This is a genomic window from Burkholderia diffusa (assembly GCF_001718315.1).
GTDB lineage: Bacteria > Pseudomonadota > Gammaproteobacteria > Burkholderiales > Burkholderiaceae > Burkholderia > Burkholderia diffusa_B.
This window is the reverse complement of sequence record NZ_CP013362.1, coordinates 1,236,575-1,255,728: the sequence shown is the minus strand read 5'-3', so window position 1 is coordinate 1,255,728 and position 19,154 is coordinate 1,236,575. Positions and strand designations below refer to the sequence as shown.

General features: G+C 67.9%; 16 protein-coding genes. 7 read left to right on the top strand and 9 right to left on the bottom strand.

What is annotated here, in order from left to right:
- Positions 1-2: 2 nt before the first annotated feature.
- Entirely contained in the window at positions 3-914 is a 912-nt protein-coding gene (locus WI26_RS05760; RefSeq protein ID WP_059508732.1) for a LysR family transcriptional regulator, read from the top strand.
- Positions 915-1,639: 725 nt separating this feature from the next.
- Here the strand turns inward: WI26_RS05760 and WI26_RS05755 are convergent.
- The 4 genes from WI26_RS05755 to WI26_RS05740 all read right to left on the bottom strand — a co-directional run bounded on the left by WI26_RS05755 (position 1,640) and on the right by WI26_RS05740 (position 6,100).
- Positions 1,640-3,070 (bottom strand): purine-cytosine permease family protein, encoded by a 1,431-nt coding sequence (locus WI26_RS05755; protein ID WP_059540175.1) that lies wholly within the window; start codon positions 3,068-3,070, stop codon positions 1,640-1,642.
- 314 nt (positions 3,071-3,384) lie between these two features.
- A complete protein-coding gene (locus WI26_RS05750; RefSeq protein WP_069226356.1) occupies positions 3,385-4,062 on the bottom strand; it encodes an SOS response-associated peptidase family protein in 678 nt (225 codons plus the stop codon).
- 296 nt (positions 4,063-4,358) lie between these two features.
- Positions 4,359-4,988 (bottom strand): NAD-dependent epimerase/dehydratase family protein, encoded by a 630-nt coding sequence (locus tag WI26_RS05745; protein WP_069225422.1) that lies wholly within the window; start codon positions 4,986-4,988, stop codon positions 4,359-4,361.
- Between the two features lie 95 nt (positions 4,989-5,083).
- Entirely contained in the window at positions 5,084-6,100 is a 1,017-nt protein-coding gene (locus tag WI26_RS05740) for an AraC family transcriptional regulator (protein WP_059465558.1), read from the bottom strand.
- Between the two features lie 136 nt (positions 6,101-6,236).
- Here WI26_RS05740 and WI26_RS05735 point away from each other — a divergent pair, with 136 nt between their 5' ends.
- Positions 6,237-7,211, top strand: a complete 975-nt coding sequence (locus WI26_RS05735) for an alpha/beta hydrolase (protein ID WP_059465557.1) — start codon at positions 6,237-6,239, stop codon at positions 7,209-7,211.
- Positions 7,212-7,256: 45 nt separating this feature from the next.
- Here WI26_RS05735 and lpdA read toward each other — a convergent pair whose 3' ends face one another.
- From lpdA to WI26_RS05710, 5 genes are all read right to left on the bottom strand, one after another.
- Positions 7,257-8,648 (bottom strand): dihydrolipoyl dehydrogenase, encoded by a 1,392-nt coding sequence (gene lpdA, locus WI26_RS05730; RefSeq protein WP_069225421.1) that lies wholly within the window; start codon positions 8,646-8,648, stop codon positions 7,257-7,259.
- A 5-nt stretch (positions 8,649-8,653) separates the two neighbouring features.
- Positions 8,654-9,991: a dihydrolipoamide acetyltransferase family protein gene (locus WI26_RS05725; RefSeq protein ID WP_069225420.1), complete on the bottom strand. Its 1,338-nt coding sequence runs from the start codon at positions 9,989-9,991 to the stop codon at positions 8,654-8,656.
- A gap of 1 nt (position 9,992) precedes the next feature.
- A complete protein-coding gene (locus tag WI26_RS05720; RefSeq protein ID WP_069225419.1) occupies positions 9,993-11,036 on the bottom strand; it encodes an alpha-ketoacid dehydrogenase subunit beta in 1,044 nt (347 codons plus the stop codon).
- Between the two features lie 2 nt (positions 11,037-11,038).
- Positions 11,039-12,271 carry a 3-methyl-2-oxobutanoate dehydrogenase (2-methylpropanoyl-transferring) subunit alpha gene (locus WI26_RS05715; protein WP_069225418.1) on the bottom strand — a complete coding sequence of 411 codons (1,233 nt, stop codon included), beginning with the start codon at positions 12,269-12,271 and terminating at the stop codon, positions 11,039-11,041.
- Positions 12,272-12,673: 402 nt separating this feature from the next.
- Positions 12,674-13,300 carry a flavin reductase family protein gene (locus tag WI26_RS05710; protein ID WP_059508727.1) on the bottom strand — a complete coding sequence of 209 codons (627 nt, stop codon included), beginning with the start codon at positions 13,298-13,300 and terminating at the stop codon, positions 12,674-12,676.
- A 901-nt stretch (positions 13,301-14,201) separates the two neighbouring features.
- Between WI26_RS05710 and WI26_RS05705 the strand changes: the two genes are divergently transcribed.
- The 5 genes from WI26_RS05705 to WI26_RS05685 are packed head-to-tail and all read left to right on the top strand — an operon-like array spanning position 14,202 to position 19,116.
- Complete coding sequence (locus tag WI26_RS05705; RefSeq protein WP_059465551.1) at positions 14,202-15,227, top strand: substrate-binding domain-containing protein; 1,026 nt, start codon at positions 14,202-14,204, stop codon at positions 15,225-15,227.
- Between the two features lie 57 nt (positions 15,228-15,284).
- Positions 15,285-16,313, top strand: coding sequence for an ABC transporter substrate-binding protein (locus WI26_RS05700; RefSeq protein ID WP_069225417.1), 1,029 nt, complete (start codon positions 15,285-15,287; stop codon positions 16,311-16,313).
- Between the two features lie 16 nt (positions 16,314-16,329).
- The gene (locus tag WI26_RS05695; protein WP_069225416.1) at positions 16,330-17,154 is read left to right on the top strand and encodes an ABC transporter permease; all 825 of its coding nucleotides are present in this window, start codon (positions 16,330-16,332) and stop codon (positions 17,152-17,154) included.
- Positions 17,155-17,164: 10 nt separating this feature from the next.
- Positions 17,165-18,061 carry an ABC transporter permease gene (locus WI26_RS05690; RefSeq protein WP_069225415.1) on the top strand — a complete coding sequence of 299 codons (897 nt, stop codon included), beginning with the start codon at positions 17,165-17,167 and terminating at the stop codon, positions 18,059-18,061.
- A 23-nt stretch (positions 18,062-18,084) separates the two neighbouring features.
- Entirely contained in the window at positions 18,085-19,116 is a 1,032-nt protein-coding gene (locus WI26_RS05685; protein ID WP_069225414.1) for an ABC transporter ATP-binding protein, read from the top strand.
- Positions 19,117-19,154: the final 38 nt, after the last annotated feature.

The following is a 19,154-nucleotide window of genomic DNA, read 5'->3' as shown; positions in this document are numbered from 1 at the left end:
GCATGCGCCAGATCGAGCTGCGTCACCTGCGTTATTTCGTGGCCGTCGCGCAAGCCGGCAGCGTAATGGCCGGCGCCCGCGCGGCCGGCATCGTCCAGCCCGCGCTGTCGCGGCAGATCCGCGAGCTCGAGGATGCGATCGGCACGCCGCTGCTGATCCGCCGTGCGACGGGTGTCACGCTGACGGCGGCCGGCGCGAGTTTCCTGACGGATGCGACAGGCCTGCTCGCGACGTTGCAGGACAGTCGCGAGCGCGCGTTGCGCAGCGCGTCCGGCCAGCTCGGCGAACTGCGCCTCGGCGCGCTGCCGAACTGCCTGCCGCTGCCGGTCGTCGCGAACGTGCTGAGGGCGTTTCGCGACGCGTGTCCGGACGTGAAGCTGTCGATCGCGCCGATGCTGTCCGCCGAACAGGCGGCCGCGCTGATGCGCGGCCAGCTCGACGGCGGCATCATGGCGTGGCGCGGCGACGAGGCCCCGCATCTGTCGGGCGTGCGGCTGCTGAGCGACCGCTTCGTGCTCGCGATGCCCGCGCCGCCCGGCGGCCGCTTCCGCGCGCCGCGCACGCTCGCCGACGTCGCGCGGGAACCGTTCGTCTGGTTCGACGCGCAGCGCTCCGCCGCGCACCACCGCTTCCTGATGGCGCAGTGCGAACGAGCCGGCTTCACGCCACGCATCGCGCAGGTGGGCAGCGACATCCCGACGCTGATCGGTCTCGTGGCGGCGGGCATGGGCTGCGCGTTCGTGCCGGAAAGCGCGTCCCCGACGTGCCCACGCACGGTCCGGCTCGTCGCGCTCGACGAACTCGCGAGCCGCTTCGATATCGAGTTCGTATTCGACGGTGCGGCGGTGCCGGCGTCTCCCGTCGTCGCGCGATTTCTCGAGGCGGTGCGCGACGCGGCCGGCCACGCGGAATGATCGACCGCTGGCACGCGCCCCGCGCGCCGGCGGCGGGCCGCCCCGCCGTCCTCGCACACTAAACATTTGCTCGATCGCACGAAAAATCTTTCAGATCGGTGACGAACGATGCCGCCGCGTCGGAATTTTGAAATTGACGCCAAAAGAGGCCGTTTAACGTCATTTCGAAAGGCTGGGCCCCGCAATATACTGCGCCCGCATCCAACCCTCGTGCCAAAGAGAGGATGCTTTTCGCCCCGGTCATGGCCCCCTGTGACCGGGGCTTTTTTCCATGGCGAGCCCGCTGGCGAATCGTCGAAACCCGCTCCTCGCGGCTCGAACGCGCATGCTGCCTCTCCGCGCTGCATTGTTCGCATCGAATCGAGACAATTTCGCGCGAGCGCGGCTTCTGCCGCAAAAATCATGCAGGCACACTTCACATTGTCCGCACCGACGCGGTGCCGTTGCCGACTGATTGCAGGCGCTCATCGCGTGAACAGCGCGACTTTTTCCCCTTCCCGGCCGGGCGGCGGCGTCGCGCTGCCGCTGCGCGCGCGTGGCCGGGTGTTCGGCATCGGCACATCGAGTTCTCGCCGATAAACCTCTTGCCCGAGATCGCGGACGAACTGAAAAACGCCCGCGCCGGGATGTACGGCTCAGTTGCCGGCCGCGTCGGGGCTCTGTGTACCTGGCCGCTCGTTCCAGCCGCCGGTCGGCACGACGCGCGACGCGATGCGTCAGTCCGCTCAGTGGTGAACCTCGCCGCGTTCGAGCGGCAGGATCAGGCGCTCCGGGATGCTGCGTCGCGATGCACGCGCGCCGACGTAGTACAGCACAGCCGGCACGACGAGGCCGAGGATCCACGAGATGTCGGTGCCGCCGAGCGCGTCGACGAGCGGACCCGTGTAGATGTGCGTCGACATGAATGGCAGCTGCACCAGGATGCCGAGCACGTAGATCGTGATCGCCATCATGTTCCAGCGGCCATAACGGCCGTCCGGATCGGACAGCGCCGGCACGTCGTAGCGCGAGCGCGTGAAGCAGTAATAGTCGACCAGGTTGATCGCGCTCCACGGCGTGAAGAACGCAAGCAGAAACAGGATGAACGCGGTGAATTCCTTCAGGAACGAATGGCGGCCGGCGAGCGCGATCAGCGTCGACACGCAGATCATCCCGAAGATGTACACGAGACGGCTGCGTGACGACACCGCCCGCTTGCCGCGAAACCCGCTGACGATCGTCGCCATCGACATGAAGCTTCCGTATGCGTTGAGCGCGGTCACCGTCACCTTGCCGAATGCGATGCTGAAATACAGCAACGCAGCCACGGCGCCCGTCGAGCCGAGGCCGACGATATAGGACACCTCATGGTGCGCGAACTGGCTGCCGGCCAGCGCGGCCGCGAACACGCCGAACACCATCGCCGCCTGCGCGCCGATCACCGAGCCGAGGCCAACTGCGAGGAACGTGGCGGCCGACGACGTCGAGCGCGGCAGGTAGCGCGAGTAATCGGCGACGTACGGGCCGAACGCGATCTGCCACGAAGCGGACAGCGACATCGACAGCAGGAAGCTCGCGAGCGAGAAGTGCCGGTTCGCGAGCAGCGCGCCGACATCGTGGTTCGCGAACAACTGCGCGAACATGTAGACGAACGCGACGATGCCGATCACGCTCGCGATCCTCCCGACGAAATGGATCGCGCGATAGCCGAACACGGTCAGCACGACGATCACGGCCGCGAACAGCAGGATGCCGGCCGCGTCGTCGACGTGCAGCAGCTGCGCGACGGCCTGCCCGGCGAGCACCGAGCCGCTGGCGGAAAAACCGACGTACATCAGGCACACGAGCACGATCGGGATCATCGCGCCGTAGACGCCGAACTGCACGCGACTCGAGATCATCTGCGGCAAGCCGAGTTGCGGCCCCTGCGCGCCGTGCAGCGCCATCACCGCGCCGCCGACGAGCTGGCCGAGCAGCAGCGCGACCAGCGACCAAAACACGTCGCCGCCGAGCACGACGGCCAGCGCCCCCGTGACGATGGCCGTGATCTGCATGTTCGCCGACAGCCACAGCGTGAACTGGCTCAGCAGGCCGCCGTGGCGCTCCGCGTCGGGAATGAAATCGATCGAGCGTACCTCGATCAGGGCACCGGCTTTTCCACTCGGATTCGTTGACACGGGAAAATCTCCAGGATACTGAGGATCGCAAATGGTCTTGGCGAGACGGGGAACGTGCCGAGCCGCCCGTTTCGCCTCGCCGGGCGCGGCGCGCGGTGGATCGCCGAAGCACGCGCCACGCAAGGTCTGCATGCGGGCGCGCGGCCGGCACGACCCGTGCCGACAATGCCAGCGGATGATGTTGTATATACAACCAGGCCGAAATCGGTGATTACCCGGTGTCCGGCAGTCTGGCAGATCGTCCCGGAAACGGCGTGCCGCCGGCGACCGGAGGCGTCGGCTGCGCGTATGAACAATGCAGGGAAAACGAAACCTCAGGTGCCGGCGGAAGATGCCTGATCGGGTGCGGCGATCATGGCGCCGGCGGGCAGGAGAATCAGCATGCGTCGCGCAGCTTCGATGTCGCGCGTGTGCAGCCATTCGTCGTAGTCGTCGCGGCGCAGGATCACGACACCGCGCTTCTCGTCGCCGGGCCGATGCATGCGCGCGAACAGCGGATGATCGTCGGCATTGACCGTGAGCATCGTCATGCCGATGCACTCGCGACCGCCGACCGTTTCGTAACGCCGCCAGAGGCCGGCGATGCAGCACGGTTGCCAGCCGTCGGCACCGATCCGGTGCCATACGTTGCGGCCCGTTTCGTAGCAGGGCTCGAAGATCCATCGCACCGGAATCAGGCAGCGCTGGCCGTTGCGCCAGGCGTTGCCGTAGAGCCGCGAAGAACCGACGGTTTCCGCGCGCGCGTTCACCGTATCGAGTTTCTTTCGCTTGCGGCCGTTCTCGTCGAGGCGCTCGGGCTGCATGAACTTCGGCCAGAAGCCGAACACCGCGCTGACGACCGCGAGACCGTCGCCGTCGGCGCACGCGATAGGCGCCGCGTAATCCGGATATACGTCGGGTTCCCACGGATCGCGACGAAACAGATCGCCGATGCCGATCCTCAGCTCGCTGATACCCGGGTCTTCATCAGGGGCGCGGTAGTGGGTGCACACGGTCGGGCAGACGATGGACGCGATGTCTTCATCGTAGGTCGGCGTGCGCGCCACGTCTGCACTATCGCTTGGTATGACGAAACAGTCTTGCGGGAGCGCGTCGGCCGTCACCGTGCGCGACGCCGGTGGCGCCGGTGGCGCCGGTGGCGACGGCGGCGAAGCGCCGGATGCGTTGCGCGATGCGCTCGCGGAACAGTTCGGCGTGCTCGACGGTTTCGTGCGCGATAGTCGGCGCAGGCAGTCGGCTCGCTCGTCCGTGCGGGCCGGGTATGGGGCAGCGTGCCGACCGCCACGGGTCAGGCAAGCCGCTCCGATCCGACAACATGCACACCCGGCCGCGCCTCGAGCGCGGCATCGAGCAGCGCGCGGGCAATGCGCGGCGCGGGATTCACGCGCCACTTCCGCGGCAGCAGCGGCCCGACGACGCTCAACGCAAACACCAGCATCCGTTCGCCGAACCGGAATTCGTCGCGGCTGCCGCCGATCAGTCCCGGCCGCACGCAGGTGAGCGACGCGAACCCGATGCCTGCCAGCGCGCGCTCGACCTCGCCCTTCACGCGGTTGTAGAAGATACGCGAGCCCGGGTCGGCGCCGAGCGCGGAATTGAGTACGTAGGTCGGCGTGCCAAACCGATGCGCGAGACGCGCGACCGCGAGTGGATAGTCGTGATCGACGCGGCGGAATGCGGCCTGCGAGCCCGCGACGCGCATCGTGGTGCCGAGCGTGCAGATCACCGCGTCGGCCTGCCACCAGTCGGCCGCCTCGGGGAGGTGGTCGAAGTCAACCATCAGCGCGCGCATTTTCGGATGCGGCGACAACGGCCGGCGCGCGAGCACGACGACCTGGTCCACCCGCGCGTCGGCCAGTGCGGCTTCCAGGACGTGGCGGCCGACGAGCCCGGTCGCGCCGACGAGCAACAGTTTCATGGCAAGTCATTCCGTGGGAGGCCGGTGAATCGGCGGGGAACCGACACGATGAACTGTCCGCGCGGGCGGGTCAACCGCACCCCGCATCGCGCCCGCTACGAAGGTGTTCCAGCCAGCCTCGACACGCTCGGCGCGACACCGGTCCAGCGCTTGTATGCCTGCGAAAACGACGACATGTCGCTGAATCCCAGTTCCTCCGCGATCTCCTTGATCGACAGCCGCCCTTCGGCGAGCAGCGCCTGCGCGCGCGTCTTGCGCACCGCATTGGAGATGTCGCGGAAGCACGCGCCCTCTTCCTGCAGCCGGCGCTTGAGCGTGCGCTCGCTCGTGTTCAGCAGCGTCGCGATGTCCTTCAGCTGCGGCGGCCGATCGAACGGCCGCGTGGCAAGGTATTCATTCAGGAACGACACGAAATCGACGCGCGTGCGCCGGCGCGAGACCAGCTCCGCACACATGCGCTCGCACATCGCGGCGGTCGCGGCGTTGGCCTGCGGCAACGGCCGTTCGAGCTGCGCATGCTCGAACGTGATCGCATTGCCCGGCCGCCCGTACCGGACCCGCGTGCCGAGCACCTGCCGGCCGCCCGGCTCCACGTCGTATCCGACATCGAATGTCGCGAGCTCGAACGCATCACCGATCACGTCGCGCAGCACGCGGCAGGTCGCGCCCATCGCGCGCTCGACGAAGAAACGCTGCAGCGGCGCCGATAGTTCCGGCGACGCGTCGAATACGATCGCGTCGTGTCGACCGGCGCGACGGTACGTCATCCCGACGAACGTATAGGTGAGCGCCAGATAGCGGCCGGCGAGCGCGACGGCGTCCATGCCGGTCGCGCTGCTCAGCAGCCCGTATCCGAGCAACCCGTAGGCCGACAGCTGGTACGACAGGCCGACCGTCAGGCCGATGCCGGGCTCGTCGCCGGTGAGCGCCAGCAGGTTCGACGCGACCGTCAGCTCCTGCGCGGCCAGCACGGTGAAGTCCGGATCGGCCAGTTGCTTCAGCGTGAGCTGCGAGCCCTTCAGCAAGGCCGCCGGCGCAATCGCGCGCTCGCGCCCGAACGCGATCATCAGCAGGACGGAAGCCGGGCTGCGGGCAAAGTTCCAGACGTTCATCGGACCCCTCGTGACGTGCGTTGGCCTAGATTCTAAAGCGGTTGGCCCGCGCCAGCATGGCCGGCGTCCACTCGACGGATCATGATGGGATCCATCGCAACCCGCCCTTTCGTGCAATCGACCGGAGTCCGCCGCCATGTCCAAGACCTATGCAGACCAACCCGTCTGGCGCACCATGCAGGCATTCCTGCCGCCCGATTTCCAGTGGACGTCCGACCGCGAGCCGCATGAAGAATGGTGGCGCTGGAACGGCCATCGCCTCCATCTCGACACGTATCGCAATCCTCTGGCGAAAGTGAAGGTGATCCTGTTCCATGGCGTCGGCACCAACGGGCGGCAGATGTCGATGATCGTCGGCGAGCAGCTCGCGCGACGCGGCTACGAGACGATCGCGGTCGACATGCCCGAATACGGGATGACCGAAGTGGCGCGCGGCGCGCTGGTGCGTTACGACGACTGGGTGCGCGCCGGCAGCGACCTGATCGACGCGGAGCGCGCGAAGGACGATCGCCCCATCGTGCTCTACGGGCTGAGCGCGGGCGGCATGTTGACTTACCATGTGGCTGCGCTGAACGGCAAGGTCGACGGCATCGTCGGCATGACGTTCCTCGATCAGCGCCTTCGGCAGGTGCGCGACGAAACCGCGCGCAACCTGTTCATGAGCCGCGTCGGCGGCCCGATGACGCACTTCACCGCGAAGACGCCGCTGCGCGCGATGCGCATCCCGATGTCGCTCGCGAGCAAGATGCACGCGCTCGTCAATCGCGACGACGCGCTGAAGGTGTGGCTGTCCGATCGCACGTCGGCCGGGAACGCGATGACGATGGCCTTTCTCGATTCGTACATGTCGTATCGGCCGGCGCTCGAGCCGGAGAATTTCCGCGTCTGCCCGGTCCTGCTCACGCAGCCGGCCGCGGACCGCTGGACGCCGCGCCACCTGAGCGAGCCGTTCCTCGCGCGGATCCGCAACGTACCGGTCAAGGTCGTGATGCTCGACAACGCCGGCCACTATCCGCTCGAGCAGCCGGGACTTGCGCAAATGGTGGACGCGATCGATGCGTTCTATCGCGACGTGACGGCGCAGCCTGCCAGCACGCGGATGCCTTCGTGACCGCCTGCGGCGAGGCTCCGACCGGCTGCGCATGCCGGCGCATGCTCACACATGCAGCGCATGCCCCAGCGCACGCAACGCCGCCTCCTGCATCGCTTCGCCAAGCGTCGGGTGCGCGTGGATCGTGCCGCCGATGTCCTCGAGCCGCGCGCCCATCTCGAGCGACTGCGAGAACGCCGCGGCCAGTTCCGACACGCCGCGCCCCACCGCCTGCCAGCCGACGATCAGATGCGTGTCGCGCCGCGCGACGACGCGCACGAAGCCGTCGGTCGCCTGCAGCGTCATCGCGCGGCCGTTCGCCGCTAACGGGAACGACGCGTTGATGCAGTCGATGCCGGCCGCCTTCGCGTCGTCGGGCGACCAGCCGGACGTCACGACCTCGGGATCGGTGAAGCACACCGCCGGGATCGATGCCGGCGTGAACTTGCGGCGGCGTCCGGCGATCAGCTCGGCCACCATCTCGCCCTGCGCCATCGCGCGATGCGCGAGCATCGGCTCGCCGGCCACGTCGCCAATCGCCCACACGTTGCGCATCGACGTCCTGCATTCGTCATCGATGCGTAGTGCGCGGCCATTGCGATCGAGCGGCATCGATTCGAGCCCGAAGCCGTCGACGCGCGGCCGTCGCCCAACCGCGACCAGCACGCGATCGGCCGGCAGCGTGTTCTCCGCGCCGTCGGGTGCCTGCACGCGCACCGCGCCGTCGCTCGCGAGACCCTGCACCTTGTAACCCAGCCAGAGCCCGACACCGAGCCGCGCGAGCGAATCGGCGACCGGCTTCGCAAGTTCCGCGTCGTACGCGGGCAGCACACGCTCGGCCGCCTCGACGATGCTGACGTCGACGCCGAGCTTGCGATAGACGAATCCGAGTTCGAGCCCGATGTACCCGGCGCCGACGACGACCAGCCGCTTCGGCAACGACGCGGGCGACAGCGCCTCGGTCGACGAGACAACGTGCCCGCCGAACGGCATCGACGGCAGCGCGACCGGCTCCGAGCCGGTCGCGAGCAACAGGTGCTCGCAGGCGATCCGCATCGCATGGTCGCCGGCGACGACGTCGACCGTCTTGCCGTCGACCACGCGCGCATCGCCGTGCAACACGCGCACGCCGTGCTTCTTCAGCAGCGCGCCGGCACCGCGCGTGAGCCGCTCGACGATGCCATCCTTCCACGCGACGCTCTTCGCGATGTCGATCTCCGGTGTGCGCACGCGAATCCCGAGCATTCCCTCGCCGGCCTGCCCGCATGCCTGCTCGAACGCGTCGGCGACATGGATCAGCGCCTTCGACGGAATGCAGCCGATGTTCAGGCACGTGCCGCCGAGCCGTTCGCGCTCGACGAGCACCGTCGGAATACCGAGCTGCCCCGCGCGAATCGCGGCGACGTATCCGCCCGGCCCGCCGCCGATCACGAGCAACGTGGTGTGTTCGTTCTTCATCGTTCTCACTCCACGAACAGCAGCGCCGGGCGCTCGAGCACCTCGCGCACGGCCTGGATGAATTCTGCCGCGTCCGCGCCGTCGACCACGCGATGATCGAACGACGACGACAGGTTCATCATCTTGCGCGCGACGATCGCGCCGTCGCGGATCATCGGCCGCTCGACGATCCGGTTCACGCCGACGATGCCGACCTCCGGATGGTTGATGACCGGCGTCGACACGATGCCGCCGAGCGCACCGAGGCTCGAGATCGTGATCGTCGAGCCGGTCAGCTCGTCGCGCTGCGCGCGGTTCGCTCGCACCGCATCGGCGAGCCGCGCGATTTCCGCCGAGATCGACCACACGTCACGCGCTTCCGCATGACGCAGCACCGGCACCGTGAGGCCGCCGTCCGTCTGCGTCGCGACGCCCATGTGCACCGCGCCGTAGCGCGTGACGACACCGGCCTCGTCGTCGTAACGTGCATTGATCTGCGGGAACGCGCGCAGCGCGATCACCATCGCGCGAATCAGCAGCGGCAGCGGCGTGAGCCGGCCGCGCGTGTCGCCGTGGCGCCGGTTCAACTCGGCGCGCAGCGATTCGAGCTCGGTGACGTCGATCTCCTCGACGTAGGTGAAGTGCGGAATGCGGCGCTTCGCTTCCTGCATCTTGCGCGCGATCGCGCGCCGCAAGCCGATTACCGGCACACCGGTTTCGTCGTTGCGCTCGTCGTAGCCGCGCGCTTGCGATCCGCGCGCCGCGCCGCCGCCCGTGCGTGCGTATGCATCGAGGTCCGCGTGCAGGATCCGCCCGGCTTCGCCAGTGCCGCGCACGTAGCGCAGCTCGATGCCCATGTCCCATGCGCGCTGGCGCACCGCCGGCGACGCGAGCGGCCGCTCGCCCGGCGCGAGTGCCGCGCGCGGCGGCACCGCGTGTTCCGCGCGGCGCGGCTCGGCCGGCACGCGGGGCGCGGCATGCGTCGTCTCCTTCGGCGCCCCATGTGTTTCGGACACCGCATCGACATGAGACGGCTCGACACGCACATCGGCCGCCCCCGGAGGCTGCGCCACGTCCGCGCCGGCCTCGCGCGCCTTCGCGCCCGGCTTCAGGTTGCCGTCGCCTTCGACTTCGAGACGGATCAACTCGCTGCCGACCGCCATCATCTCCCCGATCCGCCCGCCGAGCTCCAGCACCTTGCCGGCCACCGGCGACGGAATCTCCACCGCCGCCTTGTCGGTCATCACATCGGCGAGCGGCTGGTCTTCGGCGATCGTCTGCCCCGGTTGCACGTGCCAGGCCACCAGCTCGACCTCGGCAATCCCTTCGCCGATATCCGGCATCTTGATGACATGAATCCCCATCTCAGGCCTCCATCACGCGTCGCAACGCTTCGCCGACCCGGGCCGGGCCGGGGAAATACGCCCATTCCTGCGCGTGCGGATACGGCGTGTCCCAGCCCGTCGTCCGCTCGATCGGCGCTTCCAGATGGTAGAAGCAGTGCTCCTGCACGAGCGACACCAGCTCCGCGCCGTAGCCGCAGGTGCGCGTCGCCTCGTGCACCACCACGCAGCGCCCCGTCTTGCGCACCGACGCGACGATCGTGTCGAGATCGACCGGCCACAGCGTGCGCAGGTCGATCACTTCCGCATCGATGCCGGTTTCCTTGGCGGCCGCCAGCGACACGTGCACGGTCGTGCCGTACGTCAGCACCGTCAAGTCGTTGCCGGGCCGCACGACGGCAGCCGTATCGAGCGGCACCGTGTAATAGCCTTCCGGCACCGCACTGCCCGGATGCTTGAGCCACGACGTGACGGGACGCTCGTGATGGCCGTCGAACGGCCCGTTGTACAGGCGTTTCGGCTCGAGGAAAATCACCGGATCGTCGTTCTCGATCGAAGCGATCAGGAGTCCTTTCGCGTCGTACGGATTCGACGGCATCACCGTTCGCAATCCGCAGACCTGCGTGAACATCGCCTCCGGGCTCTGGCTGTGCGTCTGACCGCCGTAAATGCCGCCGCCGCATGGCATGCGGATCGTCATCGGCGCGGTGAACTGCCCCGCGGAGCGATAGCGCAGTCGCGCGCCTTCCGACACGATCTGGTCGGACGCCGGATAGAAGTAGTCCGCGAACTGGATCTCGCAGACCGGCCGCAATCCGTACGCCCCCATCCCGACCGCGGCGCCGACGATCCCGCCTTCCGAGATCGGCGCATCGAACACGCGCGACTTGCCGTACTTCGCCTGCAGCCCCTCGGTACAGCGGAACACGCCGCCGAAGTAGCCGACGTCCTGCCCGAACACGACCACGTCGTCGTCGCGGCCGAGCATCACGTCCATCGCGGAGCGCAGCGCCTGGATCATCGTCATCGGTTGCGCGGATGCCGTCGTCGTTTCATGTTGCGCCATGATCACGCTCCCAGTTCCTGGCGCTGACGGCGCAGGTGCGCGGGCAGCTCCTTGTACACGTCGTCGAACATCGAGGCCGGCGATGGAATCCGGTCGTCGGCCAGCGTTCCGAACTTCTCCGCTTCCTTCTGCGCGGCGATCACCTCGGCTTCCAGCTCGGCCGTGAGCGCGTCGTGCGCGCTGTCCGACCAGATGCCCTTCGCGATCAGATGCTGCTTGAAGCGAGCGATCGGATCGCCGAGCGGGAAATGGGCCCAGTCGTCGCTCGGCCGGTATTTCGACGGATCGTCCGACGTCGAGTGCGCGCCGGCGCGATAGGTCACCCACTCGATCAGCGTCGGACCGAGATTGCGGCGCGCGCGTTCGGCTGCCCACGTCGACGCCGCGTAGATCGCGAGGAAGTCGTTGCCGTCGACGCGCAGCGAAGCGATGCCGCAGCCGACGCCGCGCCCGGCGAACGTCGTTCCCTCGCCGCCCGCGATCGCCTGGAACGTCGAGATCGCCCACTGGTTGTTGACGACGTTCAGCACGACCGGCGCGCGATACACGTGCGCGAACGTCAGCGCGGTGTGGAAGTCGGATTCCGCGGTCGCGCCGTCGCCGATCCATGCGGACGAGATCTTCGTGTCGCCCTTGATCGCCGACGCCATCGCCCAGCCGACCGCCTGGATGAACTGCGTCGCGAGATTGCCCGAGATCGAGAAGAAGCCGGCTTCGCGGTCCGAATACATGACCGGAAGCTGGCGTCCCTTCAACGGGTCGCCCTCGTTCGACATCAACTGGCAGATCATCCGTTCGAGCGGCACGTCGCGCGCGATCAGGATGCTTTGCTGGCGGTAGGTCGGGAAGCACATGTCGCCGTGGCGCAGCGCCATCGCGTGCGCGGCGCCGATCGCCTCTTCGCCGAGGCTCACCATGTAAAAGGAGATTTTCTTCTGACGCTGCGCGATCATCATGCGCGCGTCGAAGATGCGGGTCTTGAGCATCGCGCGCATCCCGGCGATCAGGCGCGCGTCGTCGAGGTCCGGCGCCCATGGGCCGAGGGCCGCGCCGTGATCGTCAAGCACGCGCACCAGGCTGCGGGCGAGATGGGCGGTGTCCGCCGGCGCAACGTCGATCGGCGGGCGGCGAACCGCGCCGGCCGGCGATAGATGCAGATAGGAAAAATCCGTCTTGCAGCCCGGACGCCCGGTGGGCTCCGGCACATGCAGACGTAATGGCTCTGACAGGCTCATCGTGTCGTCTCCACGCTCGATTGTGTCTCACGCTGATGGAAGCGCGCGGCCGGTTGCCGGCTCTCGCGCAGGCTGGCGCACGGATAAGCACGCCAACCTTTGAAATCTATGCCTTATGGCGCAAAACGTCGATGACCAACCCGCTCGTGCCGGGTGAGCAGATTTGCCATGGCGGATTCCGCTGGACGATCGACGCCGGTGGCGGAGCGAACGCAGGTCGCCCATGCTGCGCCGCGTCAACGGCGGTGGAGCGTGCATATCGAAGCCCGACCGATCGGTACACCGCGGTCATGTCGAGCGATACGAAACAAAAGACCCCGCGAAATCCAGGATCCGGCGGGGTCTCGGTGCGTCGGGGCGCTTGCGCGCCGGCCCGCGCGGCTGGCGCCGGCGGGCGACGAATCACGCGTCGGGGCGCGCGATGTCGAAGCGGCTGTCGGGTCTCACGTGCACGTAGGCCGACGGGCCGCCTGCGCGCAGAATGATGCCCGCGCCGAACGTGTCGAAGATACCGTCCTTCAGCAGGTCATGACGAATATGCACCGCGATGACCTCGCCGAGCACCAGCGTCGCCGGTGTCTCGACGCCGTGGTGATCGCGCAGCCGGATCACGTCGGTCACTTTGCATTCGAAGTTCACGCCGCTTTCCGCCACGCGCGGCACGTCGACGACGCGCGACGGAATCGCGGTCAGTCCGCCGAGTTCGAATTCGTTGACGCCATACGGTACCGCAGCGCAGGTCTGGTTCATCCGCTCGGCAAGGTCGCGCGTCGCGAGGTTCCAGACGAACTCGCCGGTTTCCTGCACGTTGCGCAGGCTGTCCTTCGCGGCGGTGCTCGAAAAACCGATGATCGGCGGACGATAGTTGAACGCGTTGAAGAAGCTGTACGGCGCGAGGTTGAGCGTGCCGTCGGCGCCTCGGGAGGAAATCCAGCCGATCGGGCGCGGGCCGATGATCGCGTTCAGCGGGTCGTGCGGGAGGCCGTGGCCTTGCGACGGTTCGTAATAGTGGTAGTGCGAATCGGTCATGACGGGTGGTCTTGCGGCAGGCACACTGCGTTTGATTCCATCGGCAGCGTCACGCGCGTCGATGGTGGTGATGGCGTTCTGTACGACACGCGTGCGAAGTATCACACGGCGTCGTATTCGCCGCAGCGACGCGCGCAGCGAACCACCTTGCCATGCATTGCACCAAATAAAAAAACCCGCGAGCGTCGATGCGTCGCGGGTTTTTCAGTCCTTCGTCGAATCGCATCGATGCGATCGATGGTGCCGGGGACCGGACTTGAACCGGCAAGCCAATCAAGGCGGCGGATTTTCGTCACACTGCTTCTTTCAAAGCCGGCGTCGTCGAAACGGAGCCGTTCGTGCGCTGGACTATGCCTTCGCCATCGCGCGCGGGCGTGATCGCCACCCGTGCGCCTTAGGCGCCCCCCGTCTAGTCTCTACACCTTCCTCGCTCGAGCTGTACCGCGAGGCTTGGCTCGGCGTTGCCTCGACGCGCGTCGCGCATCAGGGGTTTCGCCGAATTTGAAGGGTTCTGCACCGACCGTTTCCGGCCGGGCACTCAATCGTTTAAGTCCGCTATGTTTACCAATTTCATCACCCCGGCAAAAGGGCGGACGCGATTCTACCATTGCTTGCGCATGCGTTAGCTGATTCATGCGCATCGCATCGCGATGCAGCATGCCGGCCCCCACCGTCCGCGCCCCGATTCATTGAGCGCCGTCGACATCCATGCGACACCGTCATCGATTTCGCCCCGCGCCGCAGCATCCGCCGATACAATCGAATCCGCCCCGCTCGGCGGGCACCAAACGTCTGACGTGTGTATCGCGCTTTTCACGAAACAGACGTCCCATGCGTCATCGCGAAGTCACAAACGTTTTCGATAATTTCCGTGCCGAAAACGTTTACATCGCGTAACTTCATGACCCCGACCATCAAGGACGTCGCCGCGCTCGCCGGCTTCTCGATCGCCACCGTCTCGCGCGCGATCAATGCGCCGCACACCGTCAGCCCCGCCACGCTGGCGACGATCCGCACCGCCATCGACACGCTGCAGTTCCGCCCGAGCCCGCTCGGCCGGCAATTGCGCGGGGAGCGCACGCGGCTCGTGGGCGTCGTCGTGCCGACGCTGTCGAACCCGGTATTCGCCGATTGCCTGCAGGGCATCGACGAACTCGCGACCGCGGCCGGCTTCAAGCTGATCCTGATGACGACCGAATACGACGCCGCGCGCGAGCGCCATGCGATCGAGACGCTGCGCGAGCAGCGCGTCGAGGGGCTGATCCTGACCGTCGCCGATGCGGATACGCATCCGCTGCTCGACATGCTCGATCGCGACGGCCCGCATTACGTGCTGATGCACAACGACACGCAACGCCGCCCGTCGGTATCGGTGGACAACCGCCGCGCCGCCTATGACGGCGTCCGTCTGCTGACCGCGCGCGGCCATCGCCGCGTGCTGATGCTGGCCGGCTCGCTCGCCGCGTCGGATCGCGCGCGCCAGCGCCATCTCGGCTACGCGCAGGCACTCGAGGAAGCCGGCGTCGCGACGCTGCCGCCGGTCGAAGTCGACTTCAACGCGCCCGAGCTTCCCGACGCGGTGCTCGCGCACCTCACCGCGCAAGCCACGCGGCCGACCGCCCTCTTCTGCAGCAACGACCTGCTCGCGATGGTCGTAATGCGCGGCCTGCGCCGCGCGGGCTTCTCGATTCCCGACGACCTGTCGGTGCTCGGCTTCGACGGCATCGCGATCGGCGAGCTGCTCGCGCCGCCGCTCGCGAGCGTCGCGACACCGAACCAGGACATCGGCCGCCATGCATGGCGGCGCCTCGTCGAATGCATCGGCGGCGCGACGATCGAGCGCACGTCGCTGATCCTGCCGCACACGGTGCGCGACGGCGCGACGGTCGCGCCGCCGGCCGCCGATCTTCAGTTGCACCAGGCCTGAACGCGCGCCGCGCCACCGCGCGCGGCGCCATACCCTTACCCCGCCCGGAGACCCACCGTGTCCTTTCGCCTGACCTCGCTGCTGCGCGTGCTCGCCGCACCCGTCGCCTGCGCCGCGCTCGTCGCGTTCGCACCCGCTGCCCACGCCGACGAAACCGCGATCTGCTACAACTGCCCGCCCGAATGGGCGGACTGGGCCGCGCAGATCGCGGCGATCAAGCAGAAGACCGGCATCCGCGTGCCGTTCGACAACAAGAACTCGGGCCAGGCGATCGCGCAGCTGATCGCCGAGCAGAAGAGCCCGGTCGCCGATGTCGTGTATCTCGGCATATCGTCGGCATTCCAGGCGAAGGACAAGGACGTGATCGCGCCGTACAAGCCCGCGCACTGGAACGACATCCCCGCGAACCTGAAGGACCCGCAAGGCTACTGGTTCGCGATCCACTCGGGCACGCTCGGCTTCTTCGTGAACAAGGACGCGCTCGACGGCAAACCGGTCCCGCGCTCGTGGGCGGACCTGCTGAAGCCCGAATACAAGGGCATGGTCGGCTATCTCGATCCGTCAAGCGCATTCGTCGGCTACGCGGGCGCGGTCGCCGTCAACCAGGCGCTCGGCGGCAGCCTCGACAACTTCAAGCCGGCGCTCGACTGGTTCCGCAAGCTGAAGGCCAACGCGCCGATCGTGCCGAAGCAGACCGCGTATGCACGCGTGCTGTCCGGCGAGATTCCGATTCTGCTCGACTACGACTTCGACGCGTATCGCGCGAAGTACAAGGATCACGCGAACGTCGAGTTCGTGATTCCGAAGGAAGGCACGATCGCGGTGCCGTACGTGATGAGCCTCGTCAAGGGCGCGCCGCACGATGCGAACGGCAGGAAGGTGCTCGACTTCGTGCTGTCCGACGAAGGCCAGAAGCTGTGGGCCAACGCGTACCTGCGTCCGGTGCGCGCGCAGACGCTCGGCGCCGACGTCGCCGCGAAGTTCCTGCCGGCGAGCGAATATGCGCGGGCGAAACCGGTCGACTTCGGCAAGATGGCGGCCGGTCAGCAAGCGTTCGGCCAGCAATACCTGCAGGTGATGCAGTAAGCGCAGGACTCACGCCATGCTCGACCTGACTTTCCCGCTGCGCTGGCGCGTCGCGCTCGTCGCGCCGGCGCTTGCGGTGTTCGCCGCGTTCTGGCTGCTGCCGATGGCGGCACTCGTGCGGGTGTCCGCCGACGGCGCGTTCTTCGCGCAGTACGCGGCACTGCTCGCCAACGCGCGCTACATGAAGAGCCTCGGCGAGACGGTCGTGTTGTCGGCCGGCGTCACGCTCGCGACGCTCGCGCTGTCGACGATCTCGGGCCTGCTGCTCGCACGCCGCGAATTCGCCGGCAAGCGCGTGCTGCTCGCGCTGCTCACCTTTCCGCTCGCGTTCCCGGGCGTCGTGGTCGGCTTCATGGTGATCATGCTCGCCGGCCGGCAAGGGCTGATCGGGATGCTGTCCGCGAAGCTGACCGGCGACAAGTGGGTGTTCGCCTATTCGGTTGCCGGGCTGTTCGTCGGCTACCTGTACTTCTCGATTCCGCGCGTGATCGTCACGGTGATCGCGGCCGCGTCGAAGCTCGACGCGTCGCTCGAAGAAGCCGCGCGCTCGCTCGGCGCGTCGCCGTGGCGCATCTTCGTCGACATCGTGCTGCCGGCGCTCGCGCCGGGGCTGATCGCGGCCGGCGCGATCTGCTTCGCGACCGCGATGGGCGCGTTCGGCACCGCCTTCACGCTCGCCACCGACCTGAACGTGCTGCCGATGACGATCTACACCGAGTTCACGCTGAACGCGAACATCGCAACGGCGGCCGGCCTGTCGATCGTGCTCGGCATCGTCACGTGGGCCGTGCTCGCGCTCGCGCGCCGGTTCACCGGCCACACCGCCGCCGCCGCGGCCTGAGGATTTCTTCATGCAATCGCTTTCCGGTTCGTCCGCGCCGTCGCCGGCGCCTGCCCCGTCGCATGCGACCGGCGCCGCGCGCCGCGCGCCGCGCGTGTCGGGCGCGCGTGCGATCGCCACGCTGCAATGGGCCGTCACGCTGCTGCTGTGCGCGTTCCTGATCGTGCCCGTCGTGATGTCGGTGCTCGCGGGCCTCACCGTCAATTATTTCCGCGGGCTGTCGAGCGGCCTCACGCTGCGCTGGCTCGACCAGGTGTGGCAGCAATACCAGGGATCGGTCGCGCTGTCGCTCGGCGTCGCGTTCGCGACGCTCGCGATCGTGCTCGTCGTCGGCGTGCCGGCCGGCTACGCGCTCGCGCGTAGCAAGAATCGCGTCGCCCGTGTGATCGAGGAAGCGCTCGTGCTGCCGGTCGCGCTGCCGGGCCTCGCGTCGGCGCTCGCGCTGCTGGTCGTGTACGGCGGCTTCACCGCGTTCCGGATGAGCCTGTGGTTCATCGTCGTCGGCCATGTCGTGTTCACGCTGCCGTTCATGGTGCGCGCGGTCGCGGCCGTCGCGGCCGGCGCCGACCTGCGCACGCTCGAGGAAGGCGCGGCGAGCCTCGGCGCGTCGTTCGTCACGCGCTTCGTCACGATCGTGCTGCCGAACCTGCGCCCCGGCATCGTCGCGGGCGCGCTCGCGGTGCTCACACTGTCGATCGGCGAATTCAACCTCACGTGGATGCTGCACACGCCCGATACGAAGACGCTGCCCGTCGGGCTCGCCGACACCTACGCATCGCTGCGCCTCGAAGTCGGCAGCGCGTACACGATCGTGTTCCTGCTGATGACGCTGCCGCTTCTCGTCGCGATGCAGTGGCTCGGCGTCGATCCGTCCGGCACGCGTGCGCTGAAGCGTCGCGCGCGCTGACCTGCATTGACTTTCCCGCTCCCATGAAACTCGAATCCACTCCCATCACCCTGACCCGCTGCGCGAAGACGTTCCGCGGCACGCGCGTGCTCGAGCCGCTCGACCTGTCGATCGGCGCGGGCGAGACGCTCGTGCTGCTCGGCCCGTCCGGCTGCGGCAAGACAACGACGCTGCGCCTGATCGCCGGCCTCGACACGCCGGACGCCGGCGGCACGATCCTGTTCGGCGGCGACGACGTGACCGCGCTGCCGATCGAGCGCCGCCAGGTCGGCATGGTGTTCCAGAACTACGCGCTATTTCCGAACCTGACGGTGCGCGGCAACGTCGGCTACGGACTGAAGATCCGCAAGACGGAGCCGCGCGCGCTGCGCGAACGCGTCGACGAATTGCTCGCGATGATGCGGCTCGATGCGCATGCGGACAAACCGGTCGATCAGCTGTCGGGGGGCCAGCGCCAGCGTGTCGCGCTGGCACGCGCGCTCGCGGTGCGCCCGCGCGTGCTGCTGCTCGACGAGCCGCTGACCGCGCTGGACGCGAAGCTGCGCGACGTGCTGCGGCGCGAAATGAATGCGCTGCTGCGCGAGCTTGGCGTGACGACCGTGTACGTCACGCACGACCAGGCCGAGGCGATGGAACTGGGCGACCGGATCGTCGTGATGGGCGCGGGCCGCATCGAGCAGATCGGCACGCCGCGCGACATCTATTACCGGCCGGCGAACCGCACGGTCGCGCAGTTCATCGGCACGCTGAACCGGCTTGCGGGACAATGGCGCGACGGCGCGCTCGTGACGACGGGTGGCTCGATCGTCACGCCGCACGCCGCCGACGAGTGGTTCTTCCGCCCGGAGGATGCGCAGCTCGCCGATCCCGCGCATGCGCCGTTGCGCGGCGCGATCGGTGCGTGCGCGTTCCTCGGCGAGCGCACGCGGCTCACGATCGAGCATGCGGCGCCCGACCCGCTCGTGATCGACGTGCCGGGCCGCATCGAGCTCGCGCACGGCACGGCGGTCGGCCTCACGATCGTTGCGGAAGGCCTGATCGCACTCGCCGCGTGACGCCGCCCCAAGATAATCAGATATTCCGAGGAACAACG